General features: G+C 36.4%; 20 protein-coding genes. All 20 read left to right on the top strand.

The features are described 5' to 3' along the window. The first annotated feature begins 16 nt into the window (after positions 1-16). Positions 17-286: a flagellar biosynthesis protein FliQ gene (gene fliQ / locus ATHE_RS10830; protein WP_015908497.1), complete on the top strand. Its 270-nt coding sequence runs from the start codon at positions 17-19 to the stop codon at positions 284-286. 22 nt (positions 287-308) lie between these two features. After that, on the top strand, positions 309-1,091 hold the full coding sequence (gene fliR, locus ATHE_RS10825) for a flagellar biosynthetic protein FliR (protein WP_013429535.1): 783 nt from the start codon (positions 309-311) through the stop codon (positions 1,089-1,091). Continuing rightward, positions 1,088-2,188 carry a flagellar biosynthesis protein FlhB gene (gene flhB, locus ATHE_RS10820; RefSeq protein ID WP_015908496.1) on the top strand — a complete coding sequence of 367 codons (1,101 nt, stop codon included), beginning with the start codon at positions 1,088-1,090 and terminating at the stop codon, positions 2,186-2,188. The genes fliR and flhB overlap by 4 nt, the downstream gene beginning before the upstream one ends. Then, the gene (gene flhA / locus ATHE_RS10815; protein ID WP_015908495.1) at positions 2,185-4,221 is read left to right on the top strand and encodes a flagellar biosynthesis protein FlhA; all 2,037 of its coding nucleotides are present in this window, start codon (positions 2,185-2,187) and stop codon (positions 4,219-4,221) included. The genes flhB and flhA overlap by 4 nt, the downstream gene beginning before the upstream one ends. A 2-nt stretch (positions 4,222-4,223) precedes the next feature. After that, positions 4,224-5,342, top strand: coding sequence for a flagellar biosynthesis protein FlhF (gene flhF / locus ATHE_RS10810; RefSeq protein WP_015908494.1), 1,119 nt, complete (start codon positions 4,224-4,226; stop codon positions 5,340-5,342). Continuing rightward, positions 5,339-6,235, top strand: a complete 897-nt coding sequence (locus tag ATHE_RS10805; protein WP_015908493.1) for a MinD/ParA family protein — start codon at positions 5,339-5,341, stop codon at positions 6,233-6,235. Before flhF ends, ATHE_RS10805 begins: the two co-directional genes overlap by 4 nt. A gap of 15 nt (positions 6,236-6,250) precedes the next feature. Next, positions 6,251-6,952, top strand: a complete 702-nt coding sequence (locus tag ATHE_RS10800; RefSeq protein WP_015908492.1) for a flagellar brake protein — start codon at positions 6,251-6,253, stop codon at positions 6,950-6,952. A 52-nt stretch (positions 6,953-7,004) separates the two neighbouring features. Next, positions 7,005-9,005, top strand: a complete 2,001-nt coding sequence (locus tag ATHE_RS10795; protein WP_015908491.1) for a chemotaxis protein CheA — start codon at positions 7,005-7,007, stop codon at positions 9,003-9,005. Positions 9,006-9,032: 27 nt separating this feature from the next. Next, positions 9,033-9,455: a chemotaxis protein CheW gene (locus tag ATHE_RS10790; protein ID WP_015908490.1), complete on the top strand. Its 423-nt coding sequence runs from the start codon at positions 9,033-9,035 to the stop codon at positions 9,453-9,455. Between the two features lie 5 nt (positions 9,456-9,460). Then, entirely contained in the window at positions 9,461-10,078 is a 618-nt protein-coding gene (locus tag ATHE_RS10785) for a chemotaxis protein CheC (RefSeq protein ID WP_015908489.1), read from the top strand. Between the two features lie 3 nt (positions 10,079-10,081). Next, a complete protein-coding gene (locus tag ATHE_RS10780; protein WP_015908488.1) occupies positions 10,082-10,564 on the top strand; it encodes a chemotaxis protein CheD in 483 nt (160 codons plus the stop codon). A gap of 17 nt (positions 10,565-10,581) precedes the next feature. Beyond that, on the top strand, positions 10,582-10,773 hold the full coding sequence (locus tag ATHE_RS10775; protein ID WP_015908487.1) for a hypothetical protein: 192 nt from the start codon (positions 10,582-10,584) through the stop codon (positions 10,771-10,773). Between the two features lie 23 nt (positions 10,774-10,796). Further along, positions 10,797-11,537, top strand: coding sequence for a FliA/WhiG family RNA polymerase sigma factor (locus ATHE_RS10770; protein WP_015908486.1), 741 nt, complete (start codon positions 10,797-10,799; stop codon positions 11,535-11,537). A 36-nt stretch (positions 11,538-11,573) separates the two neighbouring features. Then, complete coding sequence (locus ATHE_RS10765) at positions 11,574-12,959, top strand: DUF342 domain-containing protein (protein WP_015908485.1); 1,386 nt, start codon at positions 11,574-11,576, stop codon at positions 12,957-12,959. Between the two features lie 48 nt (positions 12,960-13,007). Then, positions 13,008-13,271 (top strand): hypothetical protein, encoded by a 264-nt coding sequence (locus ATHE_RS10760; protein WP_015908484.1) that lies wholly within the window; start codon positions 13,008-13,010, stop codon positions 13,269-13,271. Positions 13,272-13,300: 29 nt separating this feature from the next. Then, positions 13,301-13,831 carry a DUF6115 domain-containing protein gene (locus tag ATHE_RS10755; RefSeq protein ID WP_015908483.1) on the top strand — a complete coding sequence of 177 codons (531 nt, stop codon included), beginning with the start codon at positions 13,301-13,303 and terminating at the stop codon, positions 13,829-13,831. A gap of 20 nt (positions 13,832-13,851) precedes the next feature. Beyond that, a complete protein-coding gene (locus tag ATHE_RS10750) occupies positions 13,852-14,148 on the top strand; it encodes an MltG/YceG/YrrL family protein (protein ID WP_015908482.1) in 297 nt (98 codons plus the stop codon). Positions 14,149-14,166: 18 nt separating this feature from the next. Further along, the gene (locus ATHE_RS10745) at positions 14,167-15,015 is read left to right on the top strand and encodes an AraC family transcriptional regulator (protein ID WP_015908481.1); all 849 of its coding nucleotides are present in this window, start codon (positions 14,167-14,169) and stop codon (positions 15,013-15,015) included. A gap of 219 nt (positions 15,016-15,234) precedes the next feature. Further along, a complete protein-coding gene (locus tag ATHE_RS10740; protein WP_011916829.1) occupies positions 15,235-15,522 on the top strand; it encodes a co-chaperone GroES in 288 nt (95 codons plus the stop codon). A 32-nt stretch (positions 15,523-15,554) separates the two neighbouring features. Beyond that, positions 15,555-17,174, top strand: a complete 1,620-nt coding sequence (gene groL, locus ATHE_RS10735) for a chaperonin GroEL (protein WP_013402565.1) — start codon at positions 15,555-15,557, stop codon at positions 17,172-17,174. Positions 17,175-17,263: the final 89 nt, after the last annotated feature.

Below are 17,263 nucleotides of genomic sequence, written 5' to 3'. Positions count from 1 at the left end.
GTGAGAAGATGTAAAGATGGATACAACGGTTGTGCTTGAGATTGCAAGACAGGCAATTTTAACAGCATTTTATGTTGCGGGGCCTATTTTGCTTATATCAATGGTAGTAGGTATAGTTATATCAATTTTGCAGGCAACTACTCAGATAAACGAACAGACACTTACTTTTGTGCCAAAACTGATTGCAATTGCACTTTCGCTTTTGATTTTCGGACAGTGGATGCTCACAAAAGTGATAGAATTTACGAGATATTTGTGGACAAATATTAACCAGTTTGTAAAGTAAATCTTTTTAAGGAAGAACTCTTATGACAGATATTATTAACGCTTTTTTAAATAGTTCATATATATTTTTTCTTGTACTTGCAAGGATGAGTGGTCTTTTTATAGTCTCACCAATATTTGGTAGAAGAAATATACCTGCGTATTTTAAAATTGGTTTTGCTTTTTTCTTAAGCTTACTTGTTGTCTCAACTTACAGATTTTCTTACAGTGCACCTTCCAATTTGCTGGAGTATATATTTGTAGTGATTAAAGAATTCATTGTTGGGCTTTTGATAGGGTATATATCATACATGATATTTTCAGCTATACTTTTGGCGGGTCAAATCATTGACAATGCAATAGGTTTTGGTATGGCAAACGTCATTGACCCTATGAGTGAGGTTCAGGTTCCTCTTTTAGGAAACTTTTTATACCTTTATATGCTTGTTGTCTTTTTTGGAACAGACGCTCATCATCTTCTTATAAGAGCTGTAATTTATAGCTACAAGCTTGTACCTATTGGATATGAAGGTTTTAGAAGAGAATTTACTTGGAATTTTTTTAGATTTTTTTCAGAGCTTTTCTTGATAGGGGTTGAGATAAGCCTGCCAATTTTAATGAGCATGCTTATTGTGGACATAATTTTAGCTGTGTTGTCACGAGCAGTTCCACAGATGAATGTGTTCATGGTAGGGCTTCCTATAAAGATTGCAATTGGTTTTTTGGTGCTTGTTATAATTTTTCCTTTCATGAACAAGATGATATTTGTACTAATTGACAAAATAGCTGTATATACTTTTGAAACCTTGAGAGGGGGTATCAGGTGAAGTTAAAATTTGATATCCAGTTGTTTTCTGAAGCAAGTGCTAAAACTGAAAAGGCCACCCCCCGAAAACGTCAGGAAGCAAGAAAACGTGGTATGGTAGCAAAAAGCAGAGAGGTTACCTCTGCTTTTGCTTTATTGATAAGTGTACTTTTTTTAAAGTTTGGATATTCTTTAATTATCGTTCCATTGCAGCAAGGAAGCAAATATTTTTTTAGCAATTTGAATTATAGTTTAGAAGATATAAGCGATGCAAGCAAACTTTTGAGTTTTATAATTACAACTTCTTTGAAGATAGTTCTTCCATTCTGCGTTACAATTATGTTTGTGGCAGTAATTGTAGAGTGGGCACAAAGCAGTTTTCTCATTACAGGGCAGTCGCTTAAAATGAGTTTTCAAAAGATTAATCCTATTGAAGGATTTAAAAGAATATTTTCAATTAATTCGGTTGTTGAACTTATAAAGTCTGTACTAAAAGTTCTGATAATAGGATACACAGGTTATTTCTATACACAGACTTTTGCTAAAAAGCTTTTAGAGATGTATGAGATGAATGTGTTTACAATTGTCAGGTTTTCATTTGGTTCAGCTATTAATTTGATTTTATGGATGGCAGTAATGTTTTTTGGAATAGCTGTGATAGATTTTATTTTTCAGCGCCAGCAGTATGAAAAAAAGCTAATGATGACAAAGGAAGAGGTAAAGGAAGAGTTCAAACAGACAGAAGGGAATCCCCAGATAAAGTCCAAGATAAGAGAAAAGCAGAGAAGGATTTCTCTTCAGCGTATGTTTCAGCAGCTTCCCAAGGCAGATGTTGTTATAACTAACCCCACACACTATGCGGTTGCTCTTTTGTATGAACCTGAAAAATTTGACGCACCAAGAGTGATTGCAAAGGGTAAAGATTACATAGCCCAAAAGATAAAACAGGAGGCAATAAAACACAGGATTGAAATTGTTGAAAATAGAGAGCTTGCAAGGGCTCTTTACAATATGTGTGAGGTTGGCGATTTCATTCCGCCAGAACTTTATCAGGCAGTTGCAGAAGTCTTAGCATATGTATACAGTCTTAAAAATTACCAGAAGGTGAATACAAGATGAATTTTAAAGGTGCGACTTTTTCTGTATTTGCGATAGTAATAGTATTGTCGATGATACTTCCCATACCACCGAGTTTGCTTGACGTTTTGATTGCTGTCAACCTTTCACTTGCACTTGTTATATTCTTAAACAGCATAAACATAAAAGAAGCTTTAGATTTTTCAGTATTTCCATCACTTCTTCTATTTACAACATTGCTCAGGCTTGCTTTAAATATCTCCACAACAAGACAGATATTAACTGGGCAAGGTGAAAATGTTAGGATAGTATATACTTTTGGGAATTTTGTTATAGGTAGCAACATTGTTGTTGGTGTAATAATATTCTTTATTATAATCATCATCCAGTTTATAGTGATAACCAGAGGTGCTGAGAGGGTATCAGAGGTTGCTGCCAGATTTACACTTGATGCAATGCCGGGCAAACAAATGGCTGTGGATGCAGACCTCAATGCAGGGATAATAACTGAAGATGAAGCAAGAGAGAGGAGAAAAAAGATTCAAAAAGAGGCAGACTTTTATGGTGCAATGGACGGTGCGAGCAAGTTTGTCAAAGGTGACGCTATTGCGGCAATATTAATTACTTTTATCAACGCGCTTGGCGGACTTATAATTGGTGTTGCTATGAGAGGAGAAGATGTCACCGAGGCTATACAAAAATATCTTCTTTTATCTGTAGGGGATGGAATTGCAGCTCAGATACCCGCACTTCTTATTTCAACTGCTACAGGAATTGTTGTGACAAAAGCAGCAGATGAGAGCAAGCTCTCAGAAAGTCTTATAAAACAGTTGTTTGAGTTTCACCCAAAAGTGCTCTACACTGTGGGAGGTATTTTAGCAGTACTTGCTTTAATTCCAACAATGCCAAAACTTTCGTTATTTTTCTTATCTGGGGCTATGTTTGCTATGGGGTTTAGAATGAATAGTAGTCTGAAAAAGATAGAGAGTATTGAAGAAAAACAGGTTGAACAGAAAGAGGTTGAAGAACTAAAGAAACCTGAAAATGTTGTAAATCTTTTATATGTCGACCCTATTGAGGTTGAGTTTGGATATGGAATAATTCCTCTTGCTGACAAAGAACAGGGCGGAGACCTTTTAGAAAGGGTTGTTATGATAAGAAGACAACTTGCGCTTGAACTTGGGATTATTGTTCCCACAATCAGGCTCAGGGACAACATGGCACTAAAACCTTACGAGTACAGGATTAACATAAAAGGTGTTGAAGTGGCTAAAGCAGAACTTATGAGTGACAGTCTTCTTGCAATAAATCCTGGTTTTGTCACAGAACAGATAGAAGGTATACCAACAAAAGAGCCTGCGTTCGGGCTTGATGCACTATGGATTCCATCTTCAATTAAAGAAAGAGCCGAGATGGCAGGATACACTGTGGTTGATCTTCCATCTGTTATAGCAACTCACCTTACAGAGATAATAAGACGCTATGCTCATGAGCTTTTGACACGGCAGGATGTACAAAAGCTGATTGACAATGTCAAGGAAATAAATCCTATTGTAGTTGATGAACTCATTCCAAAACTAATGACAGTTGGGGAAGTTCAGAAGGTTTTGGCAAACCTTTTAAAAGAGCGGATTTCAATAAGGGATATGGTTACCATATTAGAGACACTTGCTGACTGGGCCCCAACGACAAAAGATACTGATATTTTGACAGAATATGTGCGTCAGGCAATGTCAAGGTATATCACTAAAAAGTATGTATCTGGTAATGTACTCGAAACGGTTACTCTTTCTCCTGAGGTTGAAGATATGATAATGAATTCTATCCAAAAGACTGAACAGGGAAGTTTTTTAAACCTTCCGCCTGATTATATTCAAAAACTTATAAACAATCTCAGCAATATTTTAGAAAAGCTGGTAAGCATGTCATCACAACCAATTGTTATTTGTTCGCCGATAGTTAGGATATATTTTAGGAGGCTTATAGAAAATATATTTCCTGATGTTGTAGTACTTTCGTACAATGAGATACTGCCCAGTGTGCAGATTAAAACAGTTGGGATGGTGGAAGTTTAAAGATGAGAATCAAGAGGTATTTGGCACATGATATGCAGGAAGCATTAATAAGAATAAAAGCAGATTTGGGTAAGGATGCAGTTATACTTTCAACCAAAAAGGTAAGACAGAAAGGTCTATTTGGTTTTTTCAAAAGACCCTTAATAGAGGTTACAGCTGCATGCGAGGATGAAAAGATAGTCAAAAAAGAGGAGGAATCTATAAAACAGGAAAGTTTGGCATTGGGCTTCCAACTGACCCAGATAAAAGAACTTGAAAGAAAGATTGATTCTCTTGAAAAGGTTTTAAAAGAGGTTATAAAGAAAGAGCAGGAAGAAGATATTAGTCAGACAAAAGAACTTAGTAAGAAAAATTTTATTGATGTTATGAGAGAAAATTTAATAAAAAATGGCGTGGAAAGTGAAATTATAAATATGCTGTTTTCAAACCTAAGCGGAGAAGCTTCAATAAACAACGTAGTAAACAATATATACAAGGGAATAAAGAATATGCTCGGAGTGGCAGCACCGCTTTCATTCAACTCAAAAATTCCAAAGATTGTGTTTTTTGTAGGGCCAACAGGTGTTGGCAAGACAACCACAATTGCCAAGATTGCTGCTAAACTCATGTTTGAGGATGGGAAAAAGGTAGGATTTATTACAGCAGATACATACAGAATTGCTGCGGTTGAACAGCTTAAGACATATGCTGAGATTATGAATATCAAGACCAAGGTGTGGTATGAGGTGGACGAGTATGATAGAATAATTGAAAACTTTTCTGACTCAGATGTAGTTCTTGTTGACACTGCGGGAAGAAGTCACAAGAATCAGGAACATATGGACGAACTAAAAGCGTTTGTCGCCAAAGCAAATCCAGATGAAGTGTTTTTGCTTCTTAGTGCAACAACCCAGCCGTCGGTGTTCAAAGAGGTGGTGAATACCTATTCATTTTTAAATGATTATAAAGTTATCGTAACCAAAGTAGATGAAGTATCAACTTATGGGAACATATTAAATATCCGCTACTTTACACAAAAGCCAATTGCGTATATAACGACTGGTCAAAATGTACCTGATGATATTGAACAGTTTAACCCTGAACAATTTGCAAAACTTATCATAGGGAGTAAGGTTTTATGAGAGACCAGGCACAGGGGCTGAGAAACCTTGTAAGAAAAGCTGAAATTAGTACAAATATTCCTGCCTATCAAGGTACGCAATCAAAGGTTGTGACCATTACAAGTGGTAAAGGCGGTGTTGGCAAGACAAATCTTACTGTTAACTTGGCAATTGCTTTGAAAAAGATGGGTAAAAGAGTGCTCATAATTGACGCTGATTTAGGACTTTCAAATGTTGAAGTTTTGCTTGGAACGTCTCCCAAATACAATGTAAAAGATGTCTTGGAAGGCAAGAAAGATATATTTTCAATTGTGGAAGAAGGGCCGCTGGGTATCAATTTTATATCAGGTGGTTCAGGGATAGTTGACCTTGCCAATTTGGATGAGGAGAGGCTTTTGAGGTTAATTGAGTGTGCCCAGCTGATAAATAAATCTTTTGACGTAGTTCTCATAGATACAGGTGCGGGGATTTCAAGAAATGTTATGGAGTTTGTAATGATGTCAGATGAGGTGATTGTAATTACAACTCCAGAACCTACCTCTATCACAGATGCTTATGCTATAATAAAGGCAATTATTGCGAGGGATTTTAATCATAAAATAAACCTTTTGGTAAACCGGGTAAATGGGGTCAAGGAAGCAGAAGAGATTTTTTTTAGACTAAATAGCGTGATTAAAAGGTTTTTGCAAAGAGAAGTAGAATATATAGGGTATATAGAAGAAAATAGTATTGTTTCAAAATCAGTTATCAAACAGGTACCATTTATGATATCATATGAAAAGAGCAACATTTCACGACAGGTTGAAAATGTGGCAATGAAACTTGTAAAATCTTCTGAGAATGTTGAGGAAAAAAATCGGGGTGGTTTTTCGCGGTTTATTGACTCAATTATCAAAAGACTTCGTGAAAAATAAAAGAGGGGGCTTTTTATGCAAAAGATTTTCAAAGTAGGTGATAAGATTGAAATTGTCAGAATAGACAGACGCACGTGGGAAGAAAAGGATGTGCAGTATATTTCCAAAATTGCCGATATAAAAGATGAGTATTTTTATATCTTCACGCCCATAAAAGAAGGAGTTTATGTAACATTTTACATTGATGAGATTTTGAGGGTGTACAAGGTTTCAAGCGACGGTGTGTGGATGTTTGATGGAATTGTTGAGGAGAGGTTTAAAGAACCAGAATACATAGTAAAAGTCAAGCAGATATCTGATGTTAGGAAAATCCAGAGAAGAATGTTTTTCAGACTTCCAATAAATTTAGATATATTTGTTAAGGTTTTAAACTCTGATAAAATATCAAAGGAAAATACACAAGAAGATTGGGCAGCAGATGACTTTTCAGAAGGGAAAATTGTAAAAGCCCTCACAAAGGATATCAGTGGTGGAGGTGTTTGTTTTATAGCACAAGAAGAGTTTGAAATAGGTGAGCTAATCTTGGCCAAGATACCAATTCAACAAGAAGAGCTTATCTTAAAAGCACAGATACTTAGAAAAGAAAGGGTGCAACACCCGACGTACAGGTTTATGTATGGTTGCAAGTTTGTTGAGGCAAGACAAAATGAAATAGACAAAATAGTGAGGTTTATTTTTGCTCAGCAACAAAAGATGAGACAAAAGGGTCTGCTTTAAGAATTAATACCCAAAAAAGCTTTTTGTGCAAAAGAAGGAGAGTGATGAAAAAATGGATATGTCTCAGTATCTTGGAATGTTTATAGAAGAGGCAAGAGACCACATTCAAAGCCTTAACGACAATATGCTAAAACTTGAAGAAAACCCGGAGGATTTGCAAATTGTAAATGAGATTTTCAGGTCAGCCCATACTTTAAAAGGCATGGCCGGCACAATGGGATTTGTCAATATGCAAAAGCTTACACATGCGATGGAAAATGTTCTTGCTGCTGCACGCGATGGCAAGTTAAAAGTAAATCCTAATATCATGGATATTCTTTTCAAGACAGTTGATGCGCTTGAATCATACTTAGATGTTATAATTGCAACAGGTACAGAAGGACAAGAGACAAATTTGCATCTTGTCAATGCTTTAAATGCTATTTTAGGGAAACCTGCCGAAGATGTGGCGGTGTCTTCAGCAACAAAAGCAGGTAAGAAATATGAATATGATGAGTTTGTTGTAAGAGCAATAGAACGTGCTTGGGACCAAGGGTTTAATGTTTACAGATTTGATGTTGAGCTTGACCAGAACTGTCTTTTAAAATCTGCACGTGCATACCTTGTTTTCAGAGCGGTTGAGGAACTTGGTGAAATTATTCATTCTAAACCCTCGGTTCAGGACATTGAGGATGAAAAGTTTGATTTTGAGTTTTCTATTACCGTTATAAGCAAGCAGCCGATTGAAAAAATAAGAGATAGAATTCTTTCAATTTCAGAGATAAGAGAAGTAAAAGCGCTTGAGATAAAGTCTGGCGAAGTAAGTATGGCAGAAGAAAAAGAGGAGATTGAAGAGGTACAGCAAGAGACACAAGTACAGGAAACTGTAAAGGTTGTAAGGCAGCAGAAACAAGAATCTTTGCAGAAGACAAGCAAAACAGTTAGAGTTGACATTGAAAGATTAGATGTTCTTATGAACTTGGTGAGCGAGCTTATTATAATCAAAAGCCGAATAGAAGGACTTGCAAAAAAGTATAACGATAGACAATACGAAGAGTCTATTGAGTATTTGGAAAGAATTACAACAAGTTTACACGATGCTGTAATGAAGGTACGAATGGTCCCGGTTGAAAGGGTATTTTCACGTTTTCCAAGGATGATGAGAGATTTAGCAAGAGAACTTGGAAAGGAATTTGAGCTTGTAATGTCTGGTGAGGATACTGAGGTTGACAGGACTATTGTGGACGAGCTTGGAGATCCTCTTATTCATCTTCTGAGAAATGCTGCCGACCATGGAATAGAAGACCCTGATGAGAGGGTCAAAAACGGCAAACCAAGAAGTGGGCTTATTAAACTTTCGGCTTATCATGACGGGAACAATGTTGTCATTGAGGTTGAAGATGATGGCAAAGGAATTGATTTAGAAAAGGTAAAGCAAAAAGCTATAGAAAAGGGGCTTTTGAAAGAGGACCAAATAGAATTGACAGAGCAGGAAATAATAGATTTTCTGTTTATGCCAAGCTTTTCAACAAAAGACAAGGTTACAAACCTTTCTGGACGTGGTGTTGGACTTGATGTTGTAAAGACCAAGATTGAACAGCTTGGTGGAATGGTTGAAGTGAAGACACAGAAAGGAAAAGGAACAAAGTTTGTTATACGACTTCCGTTAACTCTTGCTATCATTCAGGCATTGCTTGTCACTGTACATGATGAGATATATGCAATTCCTGTTGCATCAATCAGAGAGATTGTGGATGTTGCAAAAGAGGATATAAAGGTTGTTCAAAAAGGAAAGGAAATAATCATGCTGAGAAATCAGGTGATTCCAATAAAACATTTACATTCTATTGTGGGGTTAGAGCCAGTTCTTGACAAAAAGAAATTTACAGTTGTGATAGTAAGACGTGGCGAAAAACTGACAGGAATCATTGTTGACAAACTTTTAGGACAACAGGATATTGTTATAAAATCGCTTGGAAAGTATTTAGAGGGAGTTAGACTCATATCAGGTGCAACAATCCTTGGCGATGGGTCTGTTGCAATGATACTTGATCCTAACATGCTTACAGTGTAAAAGAAAAAAGTATAGAGGTGAAAAAAGATGGAACAATATTTAGTTTTCAGGCTTGCGGATGAGCATTATGGACTGAATGTGAACAATATAGAGAATATTGAAAAACTAATGCCAATAACCCGTGTACCTCACACAAAGCAGTATGTAAAAGGAGTAATAAATCTTCGTGGTGAGATTGTACCAGTGATAGACCTTCGTGAAAAGATTGGTGTTGAGAAAGAGGAGTTTGGTGAAGAGACAAGAATTTTGATTGTTAACTGGAAAGGTGAGTTCAAGGTAGGACTGATAATTGACGAGGTTTTAGATGTGGTATATCTTTCTAAAGAGGATTTTGACCAAGCAACGAGAGACAGGAATGAGTTTAAATTTTCGATTGCAAAGTACAATGGGATGCTCATAAACATCATAAACCTTGAAGATGTGCTTTTTGAGAAAGCCGAGGAGGTTTAATTTTTATGAATTTGTCAAATAACGAAATGAACGAAATGTATTTAGATGTATTAAAAGAGCTGGGGAACATAGGAACAGGTAACGCGGTGTCAGCTCTTGCCATGATGATAGGCAGGAAAATAAACATGAAGGTTCCTGTTGTAAAGATGGTAAACCTCCAAGAAGTTCCAGAAATACTTGGCGGGGCAGAGATTCCTGTAGTTGGAATCTTATTGAATGTAGAAGGCGATATAGAAGGATTTATCATGTTTGTTATGTCTCAATCATCTGCCCACCTTCTTGTAAACATGTTATTGGGCACAACTTTGAATGGGTACAGTGAATTTACCGATATAGAAAAGTCTGCTTTGATGGAGATAGGAAACATTTTAGCAGGGGCGTATTTAACAGCACTATCAACTCTCACAGGTTTTAAAATGATTCAGTCTGTTCCGCAGCTTGCTGAAGACATGGCAGGTGCAATTTTAAGTTTTCCAGCCATTCAGTTTGGTGAAACTGGTGATACTGCGCTTTATATCGAAACAGAGATTTTTGAGGAAAGCAATAGAATTGTTGCTGATTTTTTTCTTATACCAACAATAGAGTCATATCAAAAAATGTTAAAAGCACTGGGAGTAGCATAAAAGATGATGGAGATTATAAAGGTAGGCATGGCAGATTTGAATGTTACAGGCTATCCGAACGCTCTTACCACCCTTGGACTTGGTTCTTGCGTTGGGGTGTGTATATATGACACAAAGACAAAGATAATAGGTATGATACATATTATGCTTCCTTACAGCTGGGGTGTAAAAAATAATACCAATCCTGCAAAGTTTGCAGATACAGGTATACCACTACTAATAGAGAAGATGGAAGAACTTGGTGCTGCAAAAAAGAATATGTTTGCCAAACTTGCGGGCGGAGCTCAGATGTTTGAGGTAACACGTTCTGAGTTTATGAACATTGGAAAAAGAAATGTGGAGGCTGCTAAAAAAGTTTTACAGGAACAAAATATACCCATTGTGGCAGAAGATACTGGAGGAAATTATGGTAGAACAATCATATTTTACTCAGAAGATGGTAGGCTTGAAATAAAGACAATAGGCAAGGGAACAAAAACAATTTAAAGGAGAAGACTTGAAAGTTGAAAGGGGAGCAACTATTACCTGAGATTTTAGCACTTGTAGGTGGAAGTATTGTTCTTGTTGCATGTCTTGTTACAAGAAAATCTGGAGAGTACACATTTTTTGCAACTGCTTTAGTGTCGATTATAGGTTATGTGTTTGGAAGTATAGTTAAAGATATATTGAATGACAACAAGGACCATAATCCTTAAATAGCTGAGAGGTACGAATAGGTATGGATGATGCACTTTTGTGGGAAAAGTTTACAAAGACAAAAGACCCTAAAATAAAAGAACAACTTATAATAAAATACATGCCACTTGTAAAGCTTGTGGCTGGCAGGATGGCCATTTATTTTGGTGGTAATGTTGAGTATGATGACTTGGTAAGTTATGGTTCAATTGGTCTTCTTGATGCAATCGAAAAGTTTGATAGTCAAAAAGGAGTCAAATTTGAGACGTATGCATATACAAGAATAAAAGGAGCAATAATTGACTGTGTTAGAAGCCAGGACTTTTTGCCACGAAGCATTCGACAGAAAGCAAAAGAGATAGAAAGGGTTTACATTGAGATAGAAAAAGAAGGTAAAACCCCGACAAATCAAGAAGTTGCTAAGAGAATTGGAATTTCTGTAGAGGAACTTCAGAAACTGCAAGACAGGATATCCAGTGGGATGATTATTTCACTGGAAAGTTTTTTAGAACAAAATTATGAAAGCAAAATTGGCGGGCTTGAAGATTTTGTGTCCCAGCCAGAACATTTTATAGAGAATGAAGAGCTTAGAGAAGTGTTGAGGCAGCAGATAGATAATCTTTTGGAGAATGAAAGGATGGTGATAGTACTTTATTACTATGAAGAACTTAGCATAAAAGAGATAGCAAAAGTTCTGGGCGTATCTGAATCACGTGTAAGTCAGCTTCACACGCGAGCGCTTTTAAAACTCAGAAGTGCATTACAAAAGTATTTGGAAAAATAATATTTATTTTTTTGCGGGGAAAGGGGAAAGATTGAGATGTTAAGTGAACAAAAAGTTGATATAAAGGTTATGGTAACATCTGATAGGCTAAAAGCAAGTGTGGTGCTTGTACAAAATCAAAATGGTGTGGATTTGACGTTTGAAAATGTGATGAATAAATTGAGGGAAAATAAAATTACGTTTGGGATTGATGATGAAGCTATAAAAAAACTTGTTGAAAATCCCATTTTTGGAACACCTATTGTGGTTGCGCAAGGGAAACCACCTGGCAAACCTGTTGATGGAAAACTCATATATCATTTTGATATCAAACGTGAGATAAGGCCCAAAGAACTTCCTGATGGAAGAGTAGATTACAAAGACTTGGGAATTGTTCAGAATGTGCGAAAAGATGATGTTCTTGTTACAATGATAGACCCTGTTGATGGAGAAAATGGTATGGATGTTTTTGGAGGGGTGATAAGAGGGCAAAAAGGGAGAAAGTTAAATCTTCCAAGGGGAAAAAATACATACATAGATTCTGATGGGCATACATTAAAAGCTGCGTGCGATGGTCAGGTGTGCATCATTGAGGGCAAGGTAACAGTTTTAAATACATTGGAGATTAACTCTGACATAGACAATTCAACAGGTAACATAAACTTTGTTGGCAATGTTCATATAAAAGGGAGTGTGCTATCTGGTTTTAAGGTTGTTGCTGAAGGAAATGTAGAAGTAGATGGTATTGTTGAGGCAGCTGAAATTGAAGCAAAAGGGAATGTAGTGCTGCACAAAGGGATTACAGGTATGGGCAAAGGTAGAGTTGTTGCTGGCAAGAGCGTTTTTGCAAAGTTTATTGAGAATGCTACTATTGTTGCTGGTGAAGATGTTCAGGCAGAAGCAATTGTTCACAGTGACGTAAAGTGCGGGAATAAACTTATTCTTGTTGGCAGGAAAGCTTCTATTGTTGGTGGGTCTTGCAAGGTTGGCAAAGAGGTTGAAGCAAAGGTAATAGGTTCGTATCTTTCCACCGCTACTGAGATAGAAGTTGGGGTTGACCCTCTGATGGTGGAAAGATACAGAGAGATAAGGAGAGAGATGTCAGAGTTAAGAGAAAATATAAAAAAATGTGACCAGGGAATTGAGGTTTTGAGGAAGATAGAAGCAGCAGGTCTTTTGACAGACGAGAAAAGAGAAATGCTTCAAAAGTTTACAAGGTCAAAGATTACGGCATCAGAAAAATTAAAAGAATTGCAGAGTGAATTTGAGGAAATTGAAAAAAGACTTGAGGAGAGAAATGAGGGGATTGTTAAGGTTCAGGATACCATTTACCCCGGGGTTAAGATAACCATAGGAAATGTGTGCAAACTTATAAAGGAGCCAGTAAAATATTGCAAGATTTACAGAGAAGATGCTGATATAAAGATAGCGCCGTATGCTTAAAGTTGAGGATTTTTATTGCTTTTGTAGATAAGAAGGAGATGATGAAAGATGAATATAAGACCAATTGATGTAAAGATTTTGTATCCCAAATCGACAGAGGTGTCGCAGGTTGTGCTTGGTGAGCAGCAAAAAGAGAATATGCTAAGGCATATAAATAGCCAGAAAAACCAGGCAAAAGTAGATGAAGATTTGAGAAGAGTAAGGGAAAAGGACAATGCATCTGAGATTAGACTTTCTCAAAAACAAGAAAGAGAAAAACAGGAACCAAAAAAATCTAAAAAGCAACAGAAAGGGTTTGATATTAGAATATAAAGTTCTGTAGAGGAGAAGATAAGAAGAAAATGGACGCCTATGTAATTTTGTTTATATTTTTTGGGTTAATTATAGTATTGTGGTCGTTGAGGTCGATAAAAAAGGATATAGAAAGAGGCGGGAAGATTTTACATGAATCGGAAAAGGTTCAAAAAACTCTATCACAGCTTTTGAGTGAAGCCATTGAGACAGTTGAGGAATTGGACAGTTTTGGAGAATATATTATTGAAAGAATAGAAAACAAGGTAAGATGGGCAAAAGGTGAGATTTTAGATATTGAAAAAGCACCAGTCAAGGGAGATGCTGAACATCTAAACACTGAGGAAAAAGTTGAAAAGTCAGATCAGATAAAATCTTATGCAGGAAAAGAAGATTTTATTGAACCTGGCAAGGATATGCAAAGAGATGAAGGCAAGAAACATTCAAAAGAAGAACTTTACAGAAAGGCGGTTGAGCTTTACAAACAGGGGTATACAGTAGATGAGATTGCATCGAGCTTAAATATTGGCAAGGGAGAAGCAAAGCTTGCTATAAGGATAGTTGGGAGGGAGAGAAGCTGAAGTGGTATAAGTTTTTTCTATTGGGGATAGGAGTTGGATGGGTACTTGGTGTTTGTGCAATGTATTTTGTTACTATTTCAAATGCTAAAGAAGTTTTACCAAATCTCAATAATACGGTGGACATTTATATTGACAATATTGATAACATTGCAGATGTTCTTTACCAAAATGGAGTTGTTCAAGATAAAGAGTCGTTTGAAAGGTTTATAAAAAGCAAAAATGTGAATTCTAACTTATTGGTAGGTCAAAGGATAACATTTTCAAAAGCAATGACGTATGAAGAGATTTTTGAAGCAGTATATAAAAGTCATAAGTAGAACAAGCGGGGTTGGAAGATGATAGAAGCAATTAATAAAATTCTGCCCGTAATAGTAAAGACGCTTGAGAGAGTTCATGATAATAGTTGGAAAATGGATTACAATATTCATGATAGTTATGAACTTATATTCATAAAGAAAGGAAACATTGATTTTTGGGTAGAGGAAGAAAAAATTGATCTAAAAGCTGGTGACCTTTTGATAATAAAACCTTTTACAAAGCACAAGTTCGAGGTTATAGGTTCAACTAAGGCTGAGTTTATTGTAATTGGATTTTATTTAAATCCAGAGAACAAGGCAAAGGTAAATGATCTTAAAGAAATTTATGGTTTTTTAAAAGTTTTAGAAAACATAACAAATAAATTTTATTTTTTTCATGTTAGAAAAAGAAGCAATATTTTCTTTTGCTTAGAATCTATTCTCCGTGAGGCAAAAGAAAGCAAAAATAGTATTCTTCTTTATATAAAATGTTTAGAGCTTTTCATATATATAACACGAGAAGTTGATAGTCTTGAGATGATAAAAAATTACGATTATTCGCTGATTGCAAAACATATTAAAGAGTATATTGACAATAACTACATGGAAGACATAAAAATGGGTGATGTTGCAAAGAGATTTTTCATGTCTGAAAGTAGTCTTTCGAGGATATTTAAAAATCATTTTGGGATTTTGCCAAAAGAATACCTACTTTCAAAGCGTATAGAAAAGGCAAAAGAGTATCTAACCATCTCAAATCTAAAGATTAGCAATATTGCTATGATGTGTGGGTTTTCTTCACTTCAGCGGTTTAACGACATTTTCAAAAAGTACACAGGTCTGAGTCCTACCCAGTATCGAAAGCAAATTTTACAGGATTTTAAGTGAATAGCGGGATATAAAAATAAGAGCAGTAAAGAGAAAACGAGAGTTTGAAGAAGATATTTTAATATTTTCCCATCAAATTCAGCGAAAATTGAATATAGTGTGCTTTTTTTGGGTAAAATCAGACTTGATTAGAAAAGGAAGAATATACTATAGTATTTATTGTGATTAGCACTCATTGAAAGTGAGTGCTAACAAACTTGAAAAAGGAGGGGAAGTTCAATGAAGATAAGACCAATTGGCGATAGGATACTCATCAAATTCAAGGAAAGAGAAGAAGTAACAAAGAGTGGCATAGTTCTTCCAGATACTGTAAAGGAAAAACCACAGATTGCTGAAGTAATCGAGGTTGGTCCTGGTGGAATAGTAGATGGTGAGAAGGTTGAAATGGTTGTAAAGAAAGGTGACAAGGTAATTGTAAGCAAATATGCTGGAACAGAAATTAAGATTGATGGTGAAGAATACACAATAATCAGACAAGATGACGTCTTAGCAATTATTGAAGACTAATTTTGAATTGAAAAAAGGAGGTAGATGTAAAGATGGCAGCAAAGATGATATTATTTGACGAAGAGGCAAGAAGGGCTTTAGAGCGTGGTGTTAACAAGCTTGCAGATACAGTTAAAGTAACACTTGGGCCAAAAGGAAGAAACGTTGTTCTTGAAAAGAAATTTGGTTCACCACAGATTGTAAATGACGGTGTTACAATTGCAAAAGAGATAGAGCTTGAAGACCCATTTGAAAACATGGGTGCACAGATTGTAAGAGAGGTTGCATCCAAGACAAACGACATTGCAGGTGATGGTACAACAACTGCAACAGTTCTGGCACAGGCAATGATAAGAGAAGGTCTTAAGAACATTGCAGCTGGTGCAAACCCAATGATTTTAAGGAAAGGTATCCAGAAAGCAGTTGATGTTGTTGTAGAAGAAATTAGAAAAATGAGCAAGAAGGTAAGAGGAAAAGAAGACATCACATATGTTGCTTCAATCTCAGCAGGTGACGAAGAGATTGGCAAACTTGTTGCAGATGCAATGGAGAAAGTAACAAATGACGGTGTTATCACTGTTGAAGAGTCAAAGACAACAGAGACAACTCTTGAGATAGTTGAAGGTATGCAGTTTGACAGAGGTTACATCTCTGCATACATGGTAACAGACACAGAGAGAATGGAAGCGGTACTTGACGACCCGTACATCTTGATTACAGATAAGAAAATCTCAACAATCCAAGACATTCTGCCGCTTCTTGAACAGATAGTTCAGCAGGGAAGAAAACTTTTGATAATTGCTGAAGATGTTGAAGGCGAAGCATTGGCAACACTTGTAGTAAACAAGCTCAGAGGAACACTCCAGTGCGTTGCGGTAAAAGCACCAGGATTTGGTGACAGAAGAAAAGCAATGCTTCAAGACATTGCAATATTAACTGGTGGTCAAGTAATTTCTGAAGAGCTTGGTCTTGACTTAAGAGAGGTAAAACTCAGCCAGCTTGGTCGTGCAAGACAAGTAAAAGTTCAGAAAGAAAATACAATTATTGTTGACGGTGCAGGCGACCCAAGCGAAATCAAGGCGAGAATTCAGTCAATCAAAAAGCAGATTGAAGAGACAACATCTGACTTTGACAGAGAAAAACTTCAGGAAAGACTTGCAAAACTTGCTGGTGGTGTTGCAGTAATTCATGTTGGTGCTGCAACTGAGACTGAACTTAAAGAAAAGAAACTCAGAATTGAAGATGCTCTTGCTGCAACAAAGGCTGCAGTAGAAGAAGGAATTGTACCTGGCGGTGGTACAGCTTTAATTAATGCAATTCCAGCCCTTGATAAGCTTATTGAAAGCCTCACTGGCGATGAAAAGACAGGTGCAATGATTGTAAGAAAAGCTTTGGAAGAGCCACTCAGACAAATTGCTGAAAACGCAGGTTTAGATGGTTCAGTTATTGTTAACAAAGTAAAAGAAAGCCCAGCTGGTGTTGGATTTGACGCACTCAACGAGAGATTTGTTGACATGTTCGAGGCAGGTATTGTTGACCCAACAAAGGTTACAAGAACGGCTATTCAGAACGCTGCATCGGCTGCTGCTATGCTTCTGACAACAGAAGCAGTTGTTGCTGAAAAACCTGAAAAGGAAAAGAATCCACCAGCTCCAGCACCTGATATGTATTAATTCTGAAAATAAAGGCTGCCATGATTGGCAGCCTTTATTTTTTTTTGATATAATAAATTGTAACAAATTATCTTTAAAATTTATTAAAA

This window comes from Caldicellulosiruptor bescii DSM 6725 (genome assembly GCF_000022325.1).
Taxonomy (GTDB): Bacteria; Bacillota; Thermoanaerobacteria; order Caldicellulosiruptorales; family Caldicellulosiruptoraceae; genus Caldicellulosiruptor; species Caldicellulosiruptor bescii.
The sequence above is the reverse complement of the archived record's forward strand: the minus strand, read 5'-3'. Positions and strand labels throughout refer to the sequence as shown.